Below are 19,470 nucleotides of genomic sequence, written 5' to 3' on the forward strand. Positions count from 1 at the left end.
GTTCAGCCGACGTCAGGAGTCTCCAGCGTCGCGCGAACCAATGTTTCCAACAGATCCGTATTCTGCGCAACCCCTGCATGGTCGCAATAGGCGGCCAAATTGTCACGTATCAGTGTTTCCACCGCACGACGATCCTCCGGCTGCCAGTCCAAAGTGACCAATGCAGCATGCAGTTGCATGAGCTCCACCTGCTCACAGGCCAGCTCCGCCTGTTTCAGTGCCTGGTAACAGGTATCCAGCTCCGGCTGCTGCTGGCGTTGCTCCCGTACCCGGAAACGCAGCTGACGCAGCGGTTCAACCACATCCGAACGCCAGCTGACCGGAAGCTGCCGCCAGCGTGCGGCAGTGAGTGGAATACCCTGCCGCCCCGCCCAGCAGGCCAGCAGCAGAGCATTGACCGCGGCCCCCTGCTGCTGCAGTGCCAGACAGCTGCTTTCGACACCGGCTGCGCCATAGAGCCGCAACACATAGTGCCAGAGGGGATTTTCCAGTGCCATGCTGGTACTATCTCCCGCCATGATTCAGATACAAGACCTTAGCCTACACCGCGGCGCCCTGGCGTTGCTAGCGGATACCACCCTGACCCTTCATGCCGGCTGGAAAGTCGGTATTGTGGGCGCCAATGGCGTGGGCAAATCCTCCCTGTTCAAGCTGCTGCTCGGTGAGTTGCAGGCGGATGCTGGCGAGCTCAAACTGCCGGCCAGCCTGCGTATCTCACACATGGCGCAGGAAGTGGGCAGCACCAGTCGCAGCGCACTGGAGTACGTCATCGATGGCGACCACCAGCTGCGTGCCGCCCAGGCCCAGCTTGAGCAGGCCGAAGCCGAACATCAGGCCGAGCGTATTGGCGAACTCCACGCTACCCTGGATGCGCTGGATGGCTACACCGCTGAGTCCCGCGCGCACCAGCTGCTGGCAGGCCTGGGCTTTGCCACCGATGATGCTGCCCGTCCGGTCAGCAGCTTTTCCGGTGGCTGGCGTATCCGGCTCAACCTGGCGCAGGCACTGATGTGCCCGTCTGACCTGCTGCTGCTCGATGAGCCCACCAACCACCTGGACCTGGATGCGACCATCTGGCTGGAGCAGTGGCTGCGCCAGTATCCCGGGACGCTGTTGTTGATTTCTCATGACCGCGACTTCCTCGATAACGTAGTCGGCCATATCGTTCACCAGGCGCATCAAACGCTGACGCTGTACAAGGGCAATTACACGGCCTTCGAGAAACTGCGTGCAGAGAAACTGTCACAGCAACAAGCCGCGTTCGAGAAACAGCAGGCCCGTATCGAACAGATCGAGCAGTTTGTACGCCGTTTCAAGGCCAAGGCATCCAAGGCCAAACAGGCACAGAGCCGGGTCAAGGAACTGGAGCGCATGGAGCAGATTGCACCGGCGCATGTGGACTCCCCCTTCAGCTTCAGATTTGATACCAGTGACAAGCTGTCATCACCCTTGCTGACGCTGGATGAGGCAGATCTGGGCTACCCGGAGCGCACCATTCTCAAGCAGCAGTCGCTGACACTGCTGCCCGGCACCCGCATCGGCCTGCTAGGCGCCAACGGTGCCGGCAAGTCCACCCTGATCAAGACACTGGTGGGCGATCTGCCTCTGGTCGCGGGTGAGCGTCATGAAGGTGAGCACCTGCGCATCGGCTACTTTGCCCAGCACCAGCTGGAAGCGCTGGATATGCAGGCATCCCCCTTTACCCATTTGCAGCGTATCAGCCCCGACGCCAGTGATCAGGAGCTGCGCAATTTCCTGGGCAGTTTCGGCTTCAACGGTGACGATGCACTGGACCCGGTGGGACGCTTCTCCGGTGGCGAAAAGGCGCGTGTCGCCCTGGCCCTGATCGCCTGGCAGAAACCCAACCTGTTACTGCTGGACGAACCGACCAACCACCTAGATCTGGAAGTACGCCTGGCGCTGACCCTGGCCCTGCAGGCGTTTGAAGGCGCTCTGATTCTGGTCTCCCATGACCGTCACCTGCTGCGCAACACCGTCGACGAATTTGTTCTTGTGGCCGATGGTCGCATCGAAGAGTTCAAGGGCGACCTGGAGGATTACCATCGCTGGCTGGCACAGCAGCGCCGTGATGAACAAAGCCGCGAGCGCGAAGAAGCCCGTGAAGCACCCAAGGCCGATGCCTCACGCTCGCTCAGCGCCGCTGAGCGCAAGGAGCTGAAGCGCCAGCAGGCAGAGCAGCGCGCCAAGCTGCGTCCGCTGCGCCAGGCCGTGAGCAAGCTGGAACAGCAGATGGAAACGCTCGGTAACGAGCAAAGTGAAGTGGAGAATGCCCTGGCGGATACGGGCCTGTATGACGACAGCCGCAAGGACGAGCTGAAAACCTGGCTGCAGCGCCAGGCCGAGATCAGCCGTCAACTGGAAGCTGTTGAAGCCGACTGGCTGGAGCAGCAGGACGCCCTGGAGGCGCTGGAGCAGGAACTGGAGGACGCCTGATCAGCGTCCCCGGTGAAACATGCCGGACAGTTCTGCCAGGCTTTCGGTCTGGGCACAGATCTCATCCAGTGACTGCTGTACCTGCTCCGGCGTGAGGCCAAGGGCTTCCGGCCAGCCCTCGGGGCAATCCGTATGCGGACCGTCGCTCAGGCCGCGGCTGCGCAGCAAGCGACTGGATTGATAGATCAGTTGTGCGTAGATACGCTCTTCTTCATTGGCCAGCTCCGGCTCCTGCTGATAGCGCACACCGGTGCACACCTCGCTGGGCAGCTTCCAGCTATCCAGCAACCAGCCCCCCACCTGTTCACGCGTCACATGCAGCACTTCCTGCTCGATCAGTCGCTGTTCCAGATGCGGATTGGCCTCGATATAGCGTGACAGTCGCGAGAAATGCGGCGGGAACAGATGCCCCAGTACCAGATAACCGAAGTTGTGCAGCAGACCACCCAGGTAGGCAATCCCGGGACGCGGACGCGGCTCCAGCGTGGACCGCTGCGCCAGCATTTCAGCCAGTGTCGCCGTATAGATCGCCTGATCCCAGTAGGAAACCGCACCGCGCGGGGTATCGTCCGGCAGTTTCAGCACCTGGCCCATGGCGACACCCAGTGCCAGGTTAACCACCAGATCAAAGCCCAGCACACGGATGATGGCATCTTCAATGGAGCGCACCTTGCCGGGTGCCGCATAGTAGGGAGAGGATGCCCAGCCCATCACCTGAGCGGACAGGCTTGGGTCGCGCTTGATCACCGGCACCAGATCATCCACGCCGGCGGAGGGATCAGAGCGCAGCTTGACGATCAGCTGCATGGACTCGGACAGCCCCGGCAGGCTCAGAGTGTCTTCCAGCCGCTGCTTTACCCTCAGGCTGGTGAATTTTTCCACCGCTCGGGTGATGACCACCTCATCAGCCGCACCGGCAGCCGCCTTGTGCGGCTCCTGTGGTGGCAGTGCAAAGGTACCCTTCACAACCTGCTCATGTGCCGGCAGCCCCGTCAGTTGAAAACTCCAACCGGTATGCGGCTCATAACCTGACACAGCCCCCTCAGGGCACCCCGAATCGAGGGCCAGCGGAAGCGCCAGCAGTTTTTCCAGCCCCGCCGCTGTCTGCATGCCGGGTTGGGCAAAAAAGCGCTTGGCATCCTCACCTTTAACCGGCTGTAGATCACGGCCTGTCAGCTGAGCAAGACGCGTCAGGTCGAGCATCTGCTCACCCGGCAACAACGCCAGCAGCTTGCCGTCCCGGTCGTGCAACAGCACAAGGCGGATAGCTGAGGTGTCGATTAAAGGCTGGACTGAAACTCCTAAGGACAAGGTCTTCTCTCCGCTTGCAGGGCTGGGATAGGCTTGTATATCGGTATCAAGCATACTAAAACAATCTAGCCTAGGCATTACAGGAAACGGATACAATCATGCAGATCAAGATTCTGACGGCTGGCGGCACAATCGATAAGGTTTACTTCGATGCCCTCAGTGAATACAGCATTGGCGACCCCGCCGCCACCGACCTGATGGCCCAGGCTGGAGTGGGCTACGAGTACCGCATCGAATCGGTGCTGCGCAAGGACAGCCTGGAAATGGATGACCAGGATCGGCAAAAACTGCGTGCGGCCATTGAGGCAGACGACTGCCGCCACATCGTCATCACCCACGGTACCGACACCCTGGTACAGACCGCCATGAGCCTGCAGGGCCTGAGCGGACGCACCATCGTGCTTACCGGCGCCATGCAGCCCGCCCGCTTCAGAGACACAGACGCCCATTTCAACCTGGGTGGTGCTGTAGCCCTGTCACAGGCAATGCCTGAAGGCGTCTATATCTACATGAACGGCCGCGTCTTCCATCCCGAGAACACCGTGAAAAATCGCGCTGCCGGCCAGTTCCAGGAGCGTGACTGATGCGCTGGCTCAGCGGCGCCACACTGGCCATGATGATCAGCCTGACACCTCTGAGTCAGGCACAGGGAGCGCCGGCCCCCGAACATGCCACCGGCATGCAACAGGCCACATCTGTTTTTGCCCGCGAGCAACTGGTTGTCAGTGCCCATCCGCTGGCGACACAAGCCGGTTATGCCATGTTGCAGCAGGGTGGCAGCGCCGTCGATGCAGCCCTCGCCATTCAAGCCATGCTGACGTTAGTGGAGCCCCAGTCCTCGGGCATCGGCGGCGGTGCTTTCATGTTGTACTGGGATGCCGACCAGCAGCGCCTGCAGGCTTTTGATGGCCGTGAGACCGCGCCAGCAAGCGCCACCCCCGAACTGTTCATGAAGGCAGACGGCACACCCATGCGCTGGCACGATGCGCTGGTGGGTGCCCGCTCCGTGGGCACTCCCGGTGTGTTGCGGATGCTGGAGCTGGCGCATCAACAACATGGCAGCCTGCCCTGGGCCACACCTTTTCAGCCTGCGATTACCCGGGCCGAAGCCGGCTTTGAGGTCAGCCCCCGCCTGCACCAGCTGATTGCCAGCGGCATCAACCCGGGACTGGGGCGCTACCAGGCCGCTCGCGAGTATTTTTTCACCGCCGAGGGTGAGCCTTTGCCGGTGGGCTACCTGCGCCGCAACCCGGCACTGGCGCAATCGCTGCAAACCCTTGCCCAAGAGGGAGCGGACGCCTTCTATGAAGGCGCTATCGGTGAGCAGATTGTAGCGGCACTGGATGAGGCCAAGGACAATCCCGGTCAGCTTAGCCGTCAGGACTTGGCAGATTACCGTGCCCTGGAGCGCCAGCCTGTGTGTCGCCCTTACCTGCAATGGCAGGTGTGTGGTTTTCCGCCACCCACCTCCGGTGGCGTCACGCTGCTGCAGATCATCGGGTTACTGGAACCCTTTGACCTGAGTCCCAGCGGCGACAGCGCGGACCTTGAGTTCAGCCACCTGCTGACCCAGGCCAGCCGACTGGCCTATGCCGATCGCGCCCGCTATCTGGCAGATGCGGACTTTGTCGAGGTCCCGGTTGAAGGATTGCTGTCCCCGGCGTATCTGCAGCAGCGCTCCCGACTGATTAACCCGAATCAGGATATGGGGCAGGCGCAGCCCGGTAATCCGGCGCAACTGGCCCGCAGCGATGACCAGGCACCTGAGCGCCCTTCCACCAGCCACTTCGTGGTACGCGACCGCAACGGCAATATGGTATCCATGACCACCAGCATCGAGATGGCCTTTGGCTCGACTCTGATGGCGGGCGGATTCCTGCTCAACAACCAGCTCACCGACTTCTCCTTTGTTGCCGAGGACGAAGGCCGTCCTGTCGCTAACCGGGTTCAGCCCGGCAAGCGCCCCCGCAGCTCCATGGCTCCGGTCATCGTGTTCGATCAAAAGGGACAGCCGGTACTGGCACTGGGCTCTCCGGGCGGCAGCCGCATCATCAACTATGTGGCTCAGACCTTGCTGCGTGCACTGCACTCGGATCAGCCGCTGCAAACTCTGTTACAGCGTGGCCATATCAGTAACCGAAACGGGGTTACCGAACTGGAGCTGGGTACGGATGCAGAAAGCCTCAAGACAGGCCTGGAAACCCGAGGGCATAGCATCAAGGTAAGAGACTTGAACAGTGGCCTGCATCTGATGCGTCGGCATTCTGATGGGCGCTGGGAGTCCGGTGTGGACCCCCGACGGGAGGGCCTGGCACTGGGTGGTTGACCCGGCGCCACTGCGCACAAAGGCGTGCGGGCCTGGCCTCTATTGACGGTGAATATGGTTAACGGAGGTCAGGCTGCGCAGTTTGCGGATAACCCGTGCCAGATGCACACGGTTGAATACGGTCAGCTCCATCTGCACACTGCATAGCTGGCCATCCCGTTCACCACTGTCAATCTTGAGCAGGTTGGCACCCATCTGGGCAGCGGCCGTTGCCAGGTTGGCGATGATGCCACGCTGGGATTCCACTTCCAGCTGCAAACCCACCACAAACTCTTCTTCGTTGTTTTCCGGATCCGACCATTCCAGGTAGATGGTTTTCTCGGGGTTATCACGCAGATAGCCGATGTTGCGGCACTCGGTGCAGTGCACCACCAGGCCACGGCCACTGCTGATATGACCAATAATGGCATCCCCTGGAATCGGGTGGCAGCAGCGAGCATATTGCATCACCATGCCTTCGGTGCCGCGGATCGCCATGGGGCGACCCTTGCTGTTTACTTCGGGCTCGCCATCCTGGACTGCCGACTCGGGACGCAAGCGCCGTGCCACCACATAGGCCATGCGGTTGCCCATGCCGATATCTTCCAGCAGGTCATCCAGGCTGGTGAAGTCAGCTTCCTTCAGCAGTTGCTTCAATGCAGCCCCATCAACGTCATCCAGGGATGCACCGTAGTTGCTCAGGAACTGCCCCAGCAAACGCCGGCCCAGTTCGATGGACTCATTGCGTTGCTGGCTCTTGAGGAAGTGGCGGATGCTGCTGCGCGCCTTGCCTGTGACAACAAAGTTGAGCCAGGCCATGTTCGGCTGTGCACGGGGGGTGGTGATAACTTCAACGGTCTGGCCGCTCTGCAGCGGCTCCGACAGGGGTGCCAGACGACGGTTGATGCGGCAGGAGACACAGGAGTTGCCGATATCCGTATGCACGGCATAGGCGAAATCGACCGGGGTCGCGCCGCGGGGAAGCTCCAGGATACGCCCCTTGGGCGTGAAGATGTAAACCTCGTCCGGGAACAGGTCCTTCTTCACGTTTTCGATGAACTCCATGGAGTCACCGGCGTTCTGCTGCATTTCCAGCAGACCCTGCACCCATTTGCGCGCACGGTTATAGGAACCCATGGCCGTTTCGGTACTGCCCTTCACCTTGTAGTGACTATGCTCGGCAATCCCTTGGCTGGCCACAGCGTCCATGTCGCGGGTGCGAATCTGTACTTCAATGGTCATGCCACGTGCGCCAAACAACACCGTATGCAGCGACTGGTAACCGTTAGCCTTGGGAATGGCAATATAGTCCTTGAACCCGCCCGGCACCGGTTTGTACAGGTTATGCACGGCGCCCAGAATACGGTAGCAGTCGTCGACACTATCGGTGACAACGCGGAAGGCAAAGACATCCATGATGTCTGCAAACGCCTTACGCTGTACTTTCATCTTGCGGTAGATGCTGTACAGGTGTTTTTCACGTCCACTGACTTCGCCACTCAGCCCTTCCTGATTGAGGCGGGCCTGCATGGAATCACGAACCTGCTCGATTATGTCCTTGCGCTGTCCGCGTGCGTGCACCACGGCACGGCGAATACGCTTGGCGCGCATGGGGTAATAGGATTGGAACGCCAGATCTTCGAGTTCGACCTGCAGGTCGCGCATGCCCAGGCGGGCGGCGATGGGTGAGTAGATATCCAGGGTTTCGCGGGCGATACGGCGCTGTTTGTCCGGACGCATGGCACCCAGGGTGCGCATGTTATGCAGACGGTCGGCGAGTTTGACCAGAATGACGCGAATATCTTCCGCCATGGCCAACACCATTTTCTGGAAGTTTTCCGCTTGCGCTTCAGCCTTGGTCTCGAATTCCAGGTGGGTCAGCTTGGAGACGCCATCAACGATATCGGCCACGGTCGTGCCGAACTGGCCTTCAATGCCGCCATAATCGATTTCGGTATCTTCAATGACATCATGCAGCATGGCCGCCATCAGGCTTTGATGGTCCATATGCATGCCGGCCAGCACATTGGCAACGGCCAGGGGATGGGTTACGTAGGGTTCACCACTCTTACGTCGCTGGCCATCATGCGCCTGCTCGGCATAAAAGTAGGCACGCCGAACAGTGGCTATCTGGTCATTGGCCAGATAATGTTCAAGGCGATGTGAAAGGGCGTCTATCGTCGGCATCCACGTCTCCGCTGGGATCAAAGGTCGGCAATGGCCGACCATTCACCCCTGATGATGCCGCATTACGGTCGTCAGGAAAAGATCAGGCCTGTTCCTGATCATCCAGCACGTCTTTTTTATCAAGCAGGTTCTCGGCGATTTCACGCAGAGCAACAACGGTCGGCTTGTCATTTTCCCACTCAACCTTGGGGTCCTGACCGCCAACAGCGATCTGGCGTGCGCGCTTGGAGGCGACCATCACCAGTTCAAAGCGGTTATCAACATTTTCCAGACAATCTTCAACGGTGACTCGTGCCATTACGACCTCGAACGGGTTGGAACCAATAAAATGACAGAATAGTGTACGTAGATTTCAGACCTCAGACAAGAGATCCGTCAGCAGCGCAGCCTGCTTTTGCTGCTGTGCACCCTGACGCAAGCGGCGGGCTTTGAACAGGCTGGCCAGTTCATCCAGTGCCTGCGCAAAATCATCGTTGATCAGCAGGTAGTCATATTCCGGATAGTGGCTCATCTCGCTGATCGCTTCAGCCATGCGGCCATCGATAATCTCTTCACTGTCCTGGCCACGGGCGTTGAGGCGCTCACGCAGGGCCGCACGGCTTGGCGGGAGAATGAACACGGTTACCGCTTCCGGCATCAAGCGACGCACCTGCTCGGCACCCTGCCAATCGATCTCGAGGATCACGTCACGCCCGGCTTCAAGCTGGTCCCGTACCCACTGCTGGGAAGTACCATACTTGTTGCCGAACACTTCTGCATATTCCAGGAACTGGCCCTGTTCGATCAGAGCATTAAAGGCGTCCATGGTGACGAAGTTGTAATCGACACCATCCTGCTCTCCCGGACGCATGTCACGGGTGGTATGGGAGACGGAAACAACTACATCTGCGTCCTGTTGCAGCAACGCTTTCACCAGGCTGGTCTTGCCCGCGCCTGAGGGGGCAGAAAGAATATAGAGAGTACCGGCAAGTTGTGTCATCAATCTGTTCCGAAGCTGTCAGCCAAAGCGGGCACTATAGCTTGCGCCCGAACGGCGATCAAACCACCAGTACCGGGCAGTGGGCATGGCCGGCCACGCGCTGGGACACACTGCCCATCAACATGCCGTCCACATCTCCAGAGGTTCCTCGGCTGCCCATAACGATCAGATCAGCGTCCTTCTCGCGGGCAAAGCGGATGATAACGCGCGAAGGCCTGCCGCCCTTCACAAAACCACGCAGTTTCTCAGCACCCTCATTCACCGCATGCTCGCGGGCAAAGTCCACCACTTCACGGGCATACTCGCGCAGGGCATCATCCGGAATCTGCAGATCCCCAGGACGCACCATCGAAAGCGACGCTTCAAACAGGCTGTGGTGTTTGAAGACACATAACAGCAGAATTTCCGCATGGGTAAGCTTTTGCAGTTCGACAGCCTTGTCCAGTGCTTCCAGTGCCTTGACGGAGCCATCAACCGGCACCAGTATTCGCTTGAACATAATCCCTCCTCGTTCGGTCCCCAGGTAACCCGGCCTTAAAAGGCCAGGTCACGCAGGAAGAGTGCAATCTGCGGAAACATAATCAACAGTACTGCCGCCAGCACCAGCATGAATACAAACGGCGGTGTTCCGCGAATCACCTCCATGTAGGGCCGCTTGAAGATTGCGATGGCTGTAAAGATGTCACAGCCAAAGGGCGGTGTGGCAGACCCGATTGCAACCTGCAGGGTAATCAGCACACCGACCAGCACTGGATCCAGCCCTGCCGATTCCACCACCGGCGCAAAAATCGGCACCAGCACCAGTATCACCACAATCGGATCCACAAACATGCAGCCAACAAAGAATGCGATCGAAATAGCGATCAGCACACCGGTTGGACTCGCCTCAGCCAGGCCCACCGACGCCAGTATGCTCTGGGGAATCTGGGCAAAGGAAATAATCCAGGAGAAGGCAGCCCCGGCGGCCACCAGAATGAAGACCACGGCGGTAATCAGCCCCGTAGACTTGGCAATCTTGTACAGCTCGATCGGTTTCAACGCCCGGAATACGATGAATTCCAGCACCACGGCATAAAGCACACAGACAGCCGCTGCTTCAGTGGGGCTGAAAATGCCGCCATAGATACCGCCAACAATAATGACCGGAAAACCCAAAGGCCAGATGGCATTGCGCACGGCCTGCCAGCGCTCCGGCCAGGTCGCTTTCTCTTCCGTGGGTACCTTGTGAATATGGGCATAGATGTAGCTGTAGAGCGCAAACATGCCAAGAATCAGAAGACCCGGCCCTATGCCCGCAATAAACAGCTCAGAGATGGAGGTATTGGAAACCACCCCATAAATGATCATGCCGATGCTGGGAGGGATCAGGAAAGCGATATCACTGGAGTTGATAATCAACGCCAGGACGAAGTTATCCTTGTAACCGGCCTTGAGCATCTTCGGTCTCAAGGGCGAACCCACAGCCACTACAGTGGCCTGTGTCGAGCCGGACACGGCACCAAACAGGGTACAGGCGGTCGCGGTACTGATCGCCAGGCCGCCTTTTACATGGCCGATGAACTTCATCACCATATCAATAAGCCGGTCTGCCGAGTGTCCTCGAGTCATGATATCGGCAGCAAGAATAAACATTGGCACCGCGATCAGCGATGCAGGGCGAATCCCGGCCATGAACTGCTGGATCATGAAGTTCATCTGATCAAAGCCGCCGAACATGGAATAGAAACCGATGAACGCCGCCACGATCAGCGGAATCATCATGGGAAAGCCCAGTAACAACAGCACAATCATTGTGCTGACCATAATGGCAGTCATGTGAGTACTCCTGTACAGCCGAGGCCGGGCTCAGACCTCGGTTTCATCATCGTCATACCCGTCCAGTACTTGAGTGGACAGGTACACATCCTTGGCCACCAGGTTCTTCAGGGCAGTAAACAGATACTGTATTCCGGTCACCGCCAACCCCAGCGGTACCCAGAGGAAGATCCACCAGACGGGTATCTGCAGCGCAGGCAGGATGCGCCCGGAATCAGCAACACTGCCGATGTAGCGGACGGAAAACACTGTCAGCGCAAACATCACCATGGCGGTGACGAAGGAGATAAATACCATCATCCATTTACGGGCACCGACAGGCAGGGCATCAAAGACCGCCGACATGCGAATATGCCGGCCATGACGCGCCGCATAACCGATACCGGCAAAAGTAATCATGACAATCAGGATTCGGTTGACCTCTTCAGTAAAAAAGAGGCTGTTCTGGAAGACAAAACGGCCAAGCACATTGGCCACGGTATTAAGCGCCATGAGCAGGACACCGGCCCCGAGCATCAGCGCTTCGGCACGTCCGAGCCAGGCATCAATCCAACCCAGGGGGCCGGGCAATGACGACTCATGCCGTATGGAAGGGTTATCGGACATGGATGTCACCTTGAGCAACGGGTGTCGACGCGAAGGCCGACACCCGGATGAGCAGCATTACTGAGCCTTGGCGGCCTCAAGATCCTTCTTGAACTGCTCCAGCAGCGCCTTGCCGCTGTCGCCAGTCATTTCGATGAACTTGGCTTCCACCTCTTCCGCTGCTGCACGGAAAGGAGCCCGTTCTTCTTCGCTCAGGCGTACCACCTTCATCTCAGGCTTCTGCTCCATGATCTTCTCCAGCGAGCGCTCGCTCAGGCCCTGCTGGTATTCCATGATGTGGTCGAACGCGGCATCCATGGCGTCCTGAACCAGCTTCTGGTCTTCAGCCGGCAGGCCATCATAGAAGTTCTTGTTCGCCATCACCGCAGTGGTGAAGTTGTTGTGGCCGGTAAAGGTCAGCACGTCGGTTACTTCATACATCTTGGCCGACTCTACCCAGAACAGCGGGTTTTCCTGGCCCTGAATGATGTTGGTCTGCAGACCGCCGTATACTTCACCCCAGGGCAGCGGTGTCGGTGTAGCGCCAAATGCCTTGTAGGACTCAACCAGCAGCGGGTTGGTCATGACGCGCACTTTCACGCCATCCAGATCTGCCGGTTTTTTGAATTCTTCCTGAGTGGTGATAACAACCTCACCTTCCGGGAACATCTTCAACAGTTCCAGGCCATGCTCAGCGTAAGTTGCCTTGAAGGTTTCGTTGATCGCTTTGCTGTTACGGAAGAAGTGATCCAGCGCTTCGTGTGTTTCCGGCAACAGATACGGAATGAAGAAGATCTGTGCTTCCGGAATCAGAGAACCGGTGAAACCGGGCGACTGGTCAACAAACTGCAGCAGGCCGGCCTGTGTCTGTTCCATGATATCGGCAGACTCACCGAGGGTACCGTAGGGAAACAGCTGAATGCTGTGATCGGAGTTGGCTTCGATATACTCCTTGAATTTGGACGCGTACACACCCTGCACGTCCGTGATGGCTTCCTCAAATGCGTAACGCCAGGTGGCCGCTTCCGCAGTGAGGGTTGCACCCAGTGTGGCCATTGCAACCGTGCAGGCGCCCACCAGTTTTTTCAGCTTGGTCATATCAGATCTCCAATCGTCAATTGATTGCACTACTTCCGTTTAAGAAAGCACGGCAAATGCTGTTTCGCTCTATACAGGATAAATATTTAGCATACCTAACAATAGGTTTACAAAAAAAAGACCGGAAAGTGTATAAAAAAGCAGCAATTTCACGGAAAAGGAGAGGAATTACGGGAATCAACGCGAAAAATGCCATTTATGCACTGTTATAGGGCGCTGCAATATAATGCATCGCTATGAAAAGAATTAAATCCGTCCAAGGCCACTCAGGCCTGCTGCTTTCAAGACATTGAATGCAGTGTAGACCAGGATTTTCAGGCTGCCATTACACTCAGTAAACCCAACATTTAGTACCTTTCCCCCGGCAGCCAAAACCCCGTGCGCTCGCTCCATAAACCTGGCTCTATTACCAAGGCAAAACAGAAAAAGCAGAATTATTATTGAGATAGTTATAGCTAATAATTATCATTTGATTATAGATTCACAATTTGGACTCAAAACTATCTAAGGCTGATCCATGCAACCTGCTTCCCTACACACGCCAAGACTCAAGCCTCTGACGCTTGCAGTTCACTCCGCCTTGAGCCTGATGCTCTTTGCCACTTACGCTCAGGCAGAGGAGGCTCAAATTGAATCCGATACGCTGGTGATCAGCGCTACAGCCCTGAAAGTGGAAACGCCGCTACTCGAAACGCCTCGCTCCGTCTCCAGCGTTGGCCGAACAGAGCTGGAAAAGCGTAACGTGCAGCAGCTGGACGAAACCTTCCGCTACCGTGCCGGTGTTCTGGCAGGGCTCTATGGTTCTGATAACAACACCGACTGGTTCAAGGTGCGTGGTTTTGACCAGTCCACCTATCAGGATGGCCTGCGTATCTATCGCACCGGTTTTTACCAGTGGCTGCCCGAACCCTATGGGCTGGAGCGTGTTGAAGTGTTCAAGGGCCCGGCGTCTATTCTGTACGGTGAAGCACCTCCGGGCGGCGTCATCAACGCTGTCAGCAAGCGCCCGACATCCCTGCCCCAGAACGAAATCGAGATTCAGACCGGGAACCGTAGCCATCGCCAAATCGGTTTTGACAGTTCAGGACCTGCCAATGAAACCGGGAGCCTGCGTTACCGCATGGTAGGACTGTACAAGGAGCGAGATGGCGATCTGGATCATACCTATAACGATCGTTACTACATTGCTCCGAGCCTTGAATGGGATGTATCCGATGCAACGCAACTAACCTTCCTCGCCAGTTTCCAGAAGGACGACGGCGTTCCCACAAATGCGTTCAAACTGCCCTACGGCACTCTGGATACTTCCAACGGTAAAGTCGACCCGCAAACCAACTACAGCGAGCCGGGTTACGACAAGGACGAGCATTCGCAATCATCCATCGGTTACGAGCTGCGCCATGCGTTCAACAGTACCTGGGCGTTCGAGCAGGACTTCCGCTACAACCGCCTGGATCTCGACCTGCGCAGTACCTATATCTTTTATGCACTGGATGAGCAGCAAGGCATGCGCGGACACCTGCAACGTGACGGCAAGGTTGAAAGCTATGCCCTCGATAATCGCCTGGTGGGTAACTGGCGCTCAGGCCGTACCGAGCATACGCTGCTGATCGGTCTCGACTACCAGGACCAACAGGTCGATGGTCGCGAAGCGGACCCCTTCCCGTTCGGCGAAGCGATGGACCTGTTCAATCCGGAATACGGACACTACACACCGGTCAGCGCCGACCAGTTCATCCAGCGTGATATCGAGAAACAGCAGCTGGGACTGTACCTCCAGGATCAGGTTCGTATCGATGACCGCTGGGTGCTGCTGGGCTCGGTTCGCTATGATGATGCCCAGACCGACAACATCGATCAGACCAATGGGATCAAACAGGTCTCCGATGACACCGCCCTGACCTGGTCGGCAGGTGCCATGTATCTCTCTGACAGCGGCCTGAACCCTTACCTGAGCTATACCGAGTCCTTTGAACCCCAGTTGCAAACGGACTCCGAAGGCAGCCTGTATGAACCTTTGGAAGGGCAGCAGTGGGAAGCAGGCATCAAATACGCGCCTGCGGGTTGGGATGGCTACGTTTCCGCCGCCTATTTTGATATTGAGGAAAACAACAGCATCATTCCGGGGCCGGTTGCGCGCCAGGATGGCAAACGCACGTCAAAGGGCCTGGAACTGGAAGCCAGCGGCTACCTGAGCAATGCCTTGCAGGTAACAGCCGCTTATACCTATACGGACGCCCGCGACAAGGACGATAACCGGGCAGCCCTCATCCCGCGTCATATGGCATCCCTGTGGCTGGACTATGACTTTCAGGGTACCCACCTGGCCGGCCTGAAACTGGGTGCAGGCCTGCGACATGTGGGCGAGTCTGTCGATGGTGACCTGCGTGTGCCGGATTACACCCTGGCCGACCTGATGGCCAGCTATGATTTCGGCAGCCAGTGGACAGCCCAACTCAACATCAGCAACCTGACCGATGAAGAGTATGTCGCCAGCTGCGATTACTGGTGCTACTACGGTGAATCCCGCAGCGTAACTGCTAGCCTGAAATACCGCTTCTGAACCTGAGCAGGTTCATATACCAAAACGCCCGGCAGTGCCGGGCGTTGCTGTTTCGGGTAGCGCGTTTTCGATCATTCGATATTCTGGATCTGCTCGCGCATCTGTTCGATCAGCACCTTCAGCTCTACTGCACTGCGCGTGGTGTTGGCGACAATCGATTTGGACGAGAGCGTATTGGCTTCACGGTTCAGTTCCTGCATCAGGAAGTCGAGGCGACGTCCTACCGGACCCTTTTGTGTCAGTACGCGACGGACCTCCTGTACATGTGTCTCAAGCCTGTCCAGCTCTTCGTCCACATCCGCTTTCTGTGCCAGGAGCACCACTTCCTGCTCAAGACGGCTCGGGTCGAGCTCAATTTGTATCTCGGCCAGCTTCAAATTCAGATTATCCCGCTGCGCCTGCAGAATACCCGGCAACAGGGAGCGAACTTCGGTAACCGTATTGCCAATAGCATCCAGCCGCTGTGTGATCAGCTGTTGCAACTCGGCCCCTTCACGTTCACGGCCCTGCAACAGGTCATCCAGCGCGTCTGCAAACAGGCCTATCGCCGCCTGCTTGATCACTGCCATATCCAGCGACGATTGCACCATGACACCCGGCCAGGCCAACAGCTCCAGCGGGTTTACTTTCTGCATGGCAAGGCCGGTCTGTTCCAGCTGGCTGGTTGCATTAACCACTTCCTGCAAGCGGTCCTGATCGATCTGCAGGTGCTCTTTCGACTGCTCAGGCACGAATCTGAGCGTCGCTTCGACCTTGCCGCGACTAACGGCCTTGCGCAGACGCTCACGCAGTGAGCCCTCTATGTCACGCAGGGACTCCGGCAGGCGGAAGTGCGGCTCAAGGTAGCGATGGTTTACCGAACGCAGCTCCCAGGTCAGTGTACCCCAGGCTTCCTGCCGTTCCTGCCGGCTAAAGGCGGTCATGCTTCGTGTCATATTCGGTCGATCTCTATTAGAATTGCGCTTTGCGAATATTTTAACAGTCAGTTTACAACCGTGCGTGAACCGACCGAAGAACACAAGGGTAAAGGGTAGACAATCATGAGCTCGAGCTTTTCCGAACAGCTGCAAAACCTGGGACTGAACAAAATGCGCCCGAGCGGCCGGCAGCCCGATCAGCTGCGCGAGATCAAGATCACCCGCAACTTCACCCGTCACGCCGAAGGCTCGGTGCTGGTCGAGTTCGGTGATACCAAGGTCATTTGTACTGCCAGCGTTGATCGTGGCGTGCCCCGCTTCCTGCGCGGCTCCGGTTCCGGCTGGGTGACTGCCGAGTACGGCATGCTGCCCCGTTCCACCAATACCCGTTCAGACCGTGAAGCGGCGCGTGGCAAGCAGACCGGCCGTACCATTGAAATTCAGCGTCTGATAGGTCGCTCCCTGCGTGCAGCGCTGGACCTGAACAAGCTGGGTGAAAACACCATCACCATTGACTGTGACGTAATTCAGGCCGATGGCGGTACCCGCACCGCGTCCATCACTGGCGCCTGTGTTGCCCTCATGGATGCCATTGCCGTCCTGAAAAAAGACAAGAACGGTGCCATGAAAGGCAACCCGATCAAGCATATGATCGCCGCTGTTTCCGTAGGCATCTACAAGGGTGAAGCGGTGCTGGATCTGGACTACCCGGAAGATTCTGCCGCAGAAACGGACATGAATGTAATCATGAATGATCAGGGTGGCTTCATCGAAGTTCAGGGGACTGCCGAAGGTGCTCCCTATACGCAGGACGAGCTCAACGCCATGCTGGCACTTGCACGTAAGGGTATCGACGAACTGGTCGCGCTGCAGAAGCAGGCACTGGAAAGCTGATAAAAGGACGTACAGGGCTGCTGGCGGGTGCCGGCAGCCCTGATACCTCAGATATCGATGTCGTAATCGATCGTCAGAGGAGCATGCTCAGAGAAACGCTCTTCGCGGTAGATACGAGCACTTTTCACATTCTTACGCAGATTGGCCGTCGTCACCTGATAATCCAGGCGCGCACCTTCATTCAACGTCCAGGCACGGTTATAGTCCGGCCACCAGGTATACTGGCGCTCGGCCTTGTTCACCTGGCGGAAGGCATCCACGTAATCCATCTCGCCCAGCACTTCTTCAATCCATGCACGCTCTTCTTCCAGAAAGCCTGATACACGCTGGTTTACATACCAGTTGCTAAGGTCGATCGGGCGGTGCGCGATATTGAAGGTACCGGCAAAAATAAACTCTCGGCGCTTACGCAGCGTCTTTTTCAGATGCCCCATGAACAGATCAAGATATTCCATCTTTCCCGCCTGAGCTTCAGGACTGCGCAGACCGGACGGAATGGTCATTGAGCTGACACTGACCTTGTCGAAGTCAGCCTGGATAAAGCGGCCGTTAAAGTCACACTGCTCAAAGCCCAGACCCGTCATGATGGCCTTAGGCAGATGGCGGGTATAGATGGCAACCCCACTAAAGCCGTCTTCAAAGGCGTCAAAGAAATAGGCATGGTAACCCTCTGGATGATAACGATCGCCATCCAGCTGATATTCCTTGGCCTTTAGATTCTGCAGACAGACAACATCGGCATCCTGGCGAACCATCCAGTCGAAAAAGCCCTTGTCTGCAGCCTGTTCAATACCCTGAGTATTGAAGGTGATCACACGCATAGCGTCTTAGCCCCGTTGAGCGTGATTGAAACGAACCTGGGAAGAAAAGGTAAACGCGAATTGTACCCAGAGCCGTGCCGAATTTAAAATTTTTCTACTGATCTATCAGGTGCACCTTAAGGCCCACAGCAGGTATCATTACGCGGATTTCATTACTGCTGCGGAGGCCAAGATGCTGGATTATCAACGTGAATTTATCGAATTTGCCCTGGAGAAAAAGGTTCTCCGTTTTGGCGAATTCACTCTGAAGTCCGGACGCAAGAGCCCCTATTTTTTCAATGCCGGCCTGTTCAACTCCGGCCAGGCATTGGCCAAACTGGGCCGCTTTTATGCAGCAGCCCTGAACAACGCCGGTATCGACTACGATGTCATGCTGGGTCCGGCTTACAAGGGCATTCCCCTTGCAGCAGCCACCAGTGTTGCTCTGGCCAATGAATATGACCAGGACGTTCCCTATGTGTTCAACCGTAAGGAAGCCAAAGATCATGGCGAAGGCGGTAACCTTGTAGGTGCTGCACTTGAAGGCCGCGTGCTGATCATTGATGACGTCATTACAGCCGGTACCGCCATTCGCGAAGTCATGGCGATCATCGAACAGGCCGGAGCCAGCCCTGCTGCGACCCTGATTGCACTGGACCGCCAGGAAAAAGGCAAAGGCGAACTTTCAGCCATCCAGGAAGTCGAGCGTGATTACAACATGCCGGTTATCAGCATTATCACGCTGAATGACCTGGCAGAGTACCTCGAACAGCAAGGGAACATGACCGCAGAACTGGACGCAATTCGCGCCTACCGTGATCAGTACGGTATCACGGCCTGAGGTAAATTAGGATTTTTTCCTATATATCCTTATTAAATGGATGGCTATTATGCTCTCGAGGTTCACAGAGGATGTGACTTGGCTACACAGGATCAGTAGCAGACCTCACAGACTGCACAGGTATGTGTAGCGGCTGACACGGATGTTGGTGACAGGGCCCCAGACAAGGATCGCATCGGGGCCCTTTTTTTATCCGTTTTTATCCACACCTGTCTTTTCATCACATGACTCTTCTTTGTTCCACATTCTACTCCGCCACATGAGTTACCCATGTGTATAACTTCAAACAGCTAGTTATGCACAATCTCCACAACCAAGACTAGCCAGAGCATCCACAACGCACCTGTGCATTGCGCATCAGTTCACGGCTAAATACCCCTATATAGAAGTCCGAAAACATCACAGGGAGGCTCCTCGTGGCCAGCATGAATATGTTGTCGCTATATGATCACGTCCTACGCGACAGCATGCCTGGCGCAGAATGTCGCACCTGGGTAAGCGAGTCTGATATTTGATGAGGTAGGAGCGGTAGCTGGAAGTTCTGCGTAAATCTTGATGCGGTTCTTGCGCGGCCCATAACGCAAAAACCCCGATCTCATGGAGACCGGGGTTTTCACTTAATTAAATGCTTGGCGATGACCTACTCTCACATGGGGAAGCCCCACACTACCATCGGCGATGACGCGTTTCACTGCTGAGTTCGGTATGGGATCAGGTGGTT

The 19,470-nt window shown here is 56.9% G+C and carries 17 protein-coding genes and 1 rRNA gene; 6 read left to right on the top strand and 12 right to left on the bottom strand.

The features are described from left to right. Window positions 1-2: 2 nt before the first annotated feature. Window positions 3-497, bottom strand: coding sequence for a TIGR02444 family protein (locus BW956_RS18285; protein ID WP_076465041.1), 495 nt, complete (start codon window positions 495-497; stop codon window positions 3-5). On the opposite strand from BW956_RS18285, the gene BW956_RS18290 reads away from it, so the two are divergent. Continuing rightward, window positions 496-2,454 carry an ATP-binding cassette domain-containing protein gene (locus BW956_RS18290; protein WP_244894390.1) on the top strand — a complete coding sequence of 653 codons (1,959 nt, stop codon included), beginning with the start codon at window positions 496-498 and terminating at the stop codon, window positions 2,452-2,454. The two genes, BW956_RS18285 and BW956_RS18290, sit on opposite strands and share 2 nt — an antisense overlap. Here the strand turns inward: BW956_RS18290 and BW956_RS18295 are convergent, their stop codons facing one another. Further along, entirely contained in the window at window positions 2,455-3,765 is a 1,311-nt protein-coding gene (locus BW956_RS18295) for an aminoacyl-tRNA deacylase and HDOD domain-containing protein (protein ID WP_076465091.1), read from the bottom strand. It lies immediately after the preceding gene. Between the two features lie 98 nt (window positions 3,766-3,863). Between BW956_RS18295 and BW956_RS18300 the strand changes: the two genes are divergently transcribed. Both BW956_RS18300 and ggt read left to right on the top strand, forming a co-directional pair. Continuing rightward, entirely contained in the window at window positions 3,864-4,349 is a 486-nt protein-coding gene (locus BW956_RS18300) for an asparaginase domain-containing protein (protein ID WP_076465043.1), read from the top strand. Then, complete coding sequence (gene ggt / locus BW956_RS18305) at window positions 4,349-6,091, top strand: gamma-glutamyltransferase (RefSeq protein WP_076465046.1); 1,743 nt, start codon at window positions 4,349-4,351, stop codon at window positions 6,089-6,091. The genes BW956_RS18300 and ggt overlap by 1 nt, the downstream gene beginning before the upstream one ends. Window positions 6,092-6,130: 39 nt before the next feature. Here the strand turns inward: ggt and spoT are convergent, their stop codons facing one another. From spoT to BW956_RS18340, 7 genes are all read right to left on the bottom strand, one after another. Next, the gene (gene spoT / locus BW956_RS18310) at window positions 6,131-8,257 is read right to left on the bottom strand and encodes a bifunctional GTP diphosphokinase/guanosine-3',5'-bis pyrophosphate 3'-pyrophosphohydrolase (protein WP_076465049.1); all 2,127 of its coding nucleotides are present in this window, start codon (window positions 8,255-8,257) and stop codon (window positions 6,131-6,133) included. Window positions 8,258-8,339: 82 nt separating this feature from the next. Beyond that, complete coding sequence (gene rpoZ, locus BW956_RS18315) at window positions 8,340-8,555, bottom strand: DNA-directed RNA polymerase subunit omega (protein WP_010321518.1); 216 nt, start codon at window positions 8,553-8,555, stop codon at window positions 8,340-8,342. A gap of 54 nt (window positions 8,556-8,609) precedes the next feature. After that, a complete protein-coding gene (gene gmk / locus BW956_RS18320) occupies window positions 8,610-9,236 on the bottom strand; it encodes a guanylate kinase (RefSeq protein WP_076465052.1) in 627 nt (208 codons plus the stop codon). 58 nt (window positions 9,237-9,294) lie between these two features. Then, a complete protein-coding gene (locus BW956_RS18325; protein ID WP_076465055.1) occupies window positions 9,295-9,735 on the bottom strand; it encodes a universal stress protein in 441 nt (146 codons plus the stop codon). Window positions 9,736-9,770: 35 nt separating this feature from the next. Then, entirely contained in the window at window positions 9,771-11,051 is a 1,281-nt protein-coding gene (locus BW956_RS18330) for a TRAP transporter large permease (RefSeq protein ID WP_076465057.1), read from the bottom strand. 30 nt (window positions 11,052-11,081) lie between these two features. Further along, window positions 11,082-11,657: a TRAP transporter small permease gene (locus BW956_RS18335; RefSeq protein WP_010321514.1), complete on the bottom strand. Its 576-nt coding sequence runs from the start codon at window positions 11,655-11,657 to the stop codon at window positions 11,082-11,084. 57 nt (window positions 11,658-11,714) lie between these two features. Beyond that, window positions 11,715-12,734, bottom strand: coding sequence for a TRAP transporter substrate-binding protein (locus BW956_RS18340; RefSeq protein WP_139327228.1), 1,020 nt, complete (start codon window positions 12,732-12,734; stop codon window positions 11,715-11,717). A 589-nt stretch (window positions 12,735-13,323) separates the two neighbouring features. On the opposite strand from BW956_RS18340, the gene BW956_RS18345 reads away from it, so the two are divergent. After that, window positions 13,324-15,297 (top strand): TonB-dependent siderophore receptor, encoded by a 1,974-nt coding sequence (locus BW956_RS18345; RefSeq protein ID WP_076465059.1) that lies wholly within the window; start codon window positions 13,324-13,326, stop codon window positions 15,295-15,297. 71 nt (window positions 15,298-15,368) lie between these two features. On the opposite strand, the gene BW956_RS18350 is transcribed toward BW956_RS18345, so the two are convergent. Further along, on the bottom strand, window positions 15,369-16,232 hold the full coding sequence (locus tag BW956_RS18350; RefSeq protein ID WP_076465061.1) for a YicC/YloC family endoribonuclease: 864 nt from the start codon (window positions 16,230-16,232) through the stop codon (window positions 15,369-15,371). 105 nt (window positions 16,233-16,337) lie between these two features. Here BW956_RS18350 and rph point away from each other — a divergent pair, with 105 nt between their 5' ends. Further along, entirely contained in the window at window positions 16,338-17,108 is a 771-nt protein-coding gene (rph, locus tag BW956_RS18355; protein WP_272941688.1) for a ribonuclease PH, read from the top strand. Between the two features lie 47 nt (window positions 17,109-17,155). Here the strand turns inward: rph and BW956_RS18360 are convergent, their stop codons facing one another. After that, the gene (locus BW956_RS18360; RefSeq protein WP_010321509.1) at window positions 17,156-17,929 is read right to left on the bottom strand and encodes an exodeoxyribonuclease III; all 774 of its coding nucleotides are present in this window, start codon (window positions 17,927-17,929) and stop codon (window positions 17,156-17,158) included. Between the two features lie 172 nt (window positions 17,930-18,101). On the opposite strand from BW956_RS18360, the gene pyrE reads away from it, so the two are divergent. Then, the gene (pyrE, locus tag BW956_RS18365; RefSeq protein ID WP_010321508.1) at window positions 18,102-18,749 is read left to right on the top strand and encodes an orotate phosphoribosyltransferase; all 648 of its coding nucleotides are present in this window, start codon (window positions 18,102-18,104) and stop codon (window positions 18,747-18,749) included. A gap of 627 nt (window positions 18,750-19,376) precedes the next feature. On the opposite strand, the gene rrf is transcribed toward pyrE, so the two are convergent. After that, window positions 19,377-19,470 (bottom strand): 5S ribosomal RNA (rrf, locus tag BW956_RS18370); the annotation flags it as partial.

This window comes from Marinobacterium stanieri (genome assembly GCF_900155945.1).
GTDB classification, from domain to species: domain Bacteria; phylum Pseudomonadota; class Gammaproteobacteria; order Pseudomonadales; family Balneatricaceae; genus Marinobacterium; species Marinobacterium stanieri.

Bases quoted from the DNA above. Each gene is read 5' to 3' on its own strand.
- BW956_RS18350 (WP_076465061.1), bottom strand. From the start codon at position 16,232: ATGACACGAAGCATGACCGCCTTTAGCCGGCAGGAACGGCAGGAAGCC.
- rph (WP_272941688.1), top strand. From the start codon at position 16,338: ATGAGCTCGAGCTTTTCCGAACAGCTGCAAAACCTGGGACTGAACAAA.
- BW956_RS18290 (WP_244894390.1), top strand. From the start codon at position 496: ATGCTGGTACTATCTCCCGCCATGATTCAGATACAAGACCTTAGCCTA.
- BW956_RS18340 (WP_139327228.1), bottom strand. From the start codon at position 12,734: ATGACCAAGCTGAAAAAACTGGTGGGCGCCTGCACGGTTGCAATGGCC.
- pyrE (WP_010321508.1), top strand. From the start codon at position 18,102: ATGCTGGATTATCAACGTGAATTTATCGAATTTGCCCTGGAGAAAAAG.
- gmk (WP_076465052.1), bottom strand. From the start codon at position 9,236: ATGACACAACTTGCCGGTACTCTCTATATTCTTTCTGCCCCCTCAGGC.
- spoT (WP_076465049.1), bottom strand. From the start codon at position 8,257: ATGCCGACGATAGACGCCCTTTCACATCGCCTTGAACATTATCTGGCC.
- BW956_RS18335 (WP_010321514.1), bottom strand. From the start codon at position 11,657: ATGTCCGATAACCCTTCCATACGGCATGAGTCGTCATTGCCCGGCCCC.
- BW956_RS18360 (WP_010321509.1), bottom strand. From the start codon at position 17,929: ATGCGTGTGATCACCTTCAATACTCAGGGTATTGAACAGGCTGCAGAC.
- ggt (WP_076465046.1), top strand. From the start codon at position 4,349: ATGCGCTGGCTCAGCGGCGCCACACTGGCCATGATGATCAGCCTGACA.
- BW956_RS18300 (WP_076465043.1), top strand. From the start codon at position 3,864: ATGCAGATCAAGATTCTGACGGCTGGCGGCACAATCGATAAGGTTTAC.
- BW956_RS18325 (WP_076465055.1), bottom strand. From the start codon at position 9,735: ATGTTCAAGCGAATACTGGTGCCGGTTGATGGCTCCGTCAAGGCACTG.
- BW956_RS18330 (WP_076465057.1), bottom strand. From the start codon at position 11,051: ATGACTGCCATTATGGTCAGCACAATGATTGTGCTGTTGTTACTGGGC.
- rpoZ (WP_010321518.1), bottom strand. From the start codon at position 8,555: ATGGCACGAGTCACCGTTGAAGATTGTCTGGAAAATGTTGATAACCGC.
- BW956_RS18345 (WP_076465059.1), top strand. From the start codon at position 13,324: ATGCTCTTTGCCACTTACGCTCAGGCAGAGGAGGCTCAAATTGAATCC.
- BW956_RS18285 (WP_076465041.1), bottom strand. From the start codon at position 497: ATGGCACTGGAAAATCCCCTCTGGCACTATGTGTTGCGGCTCTATGGC.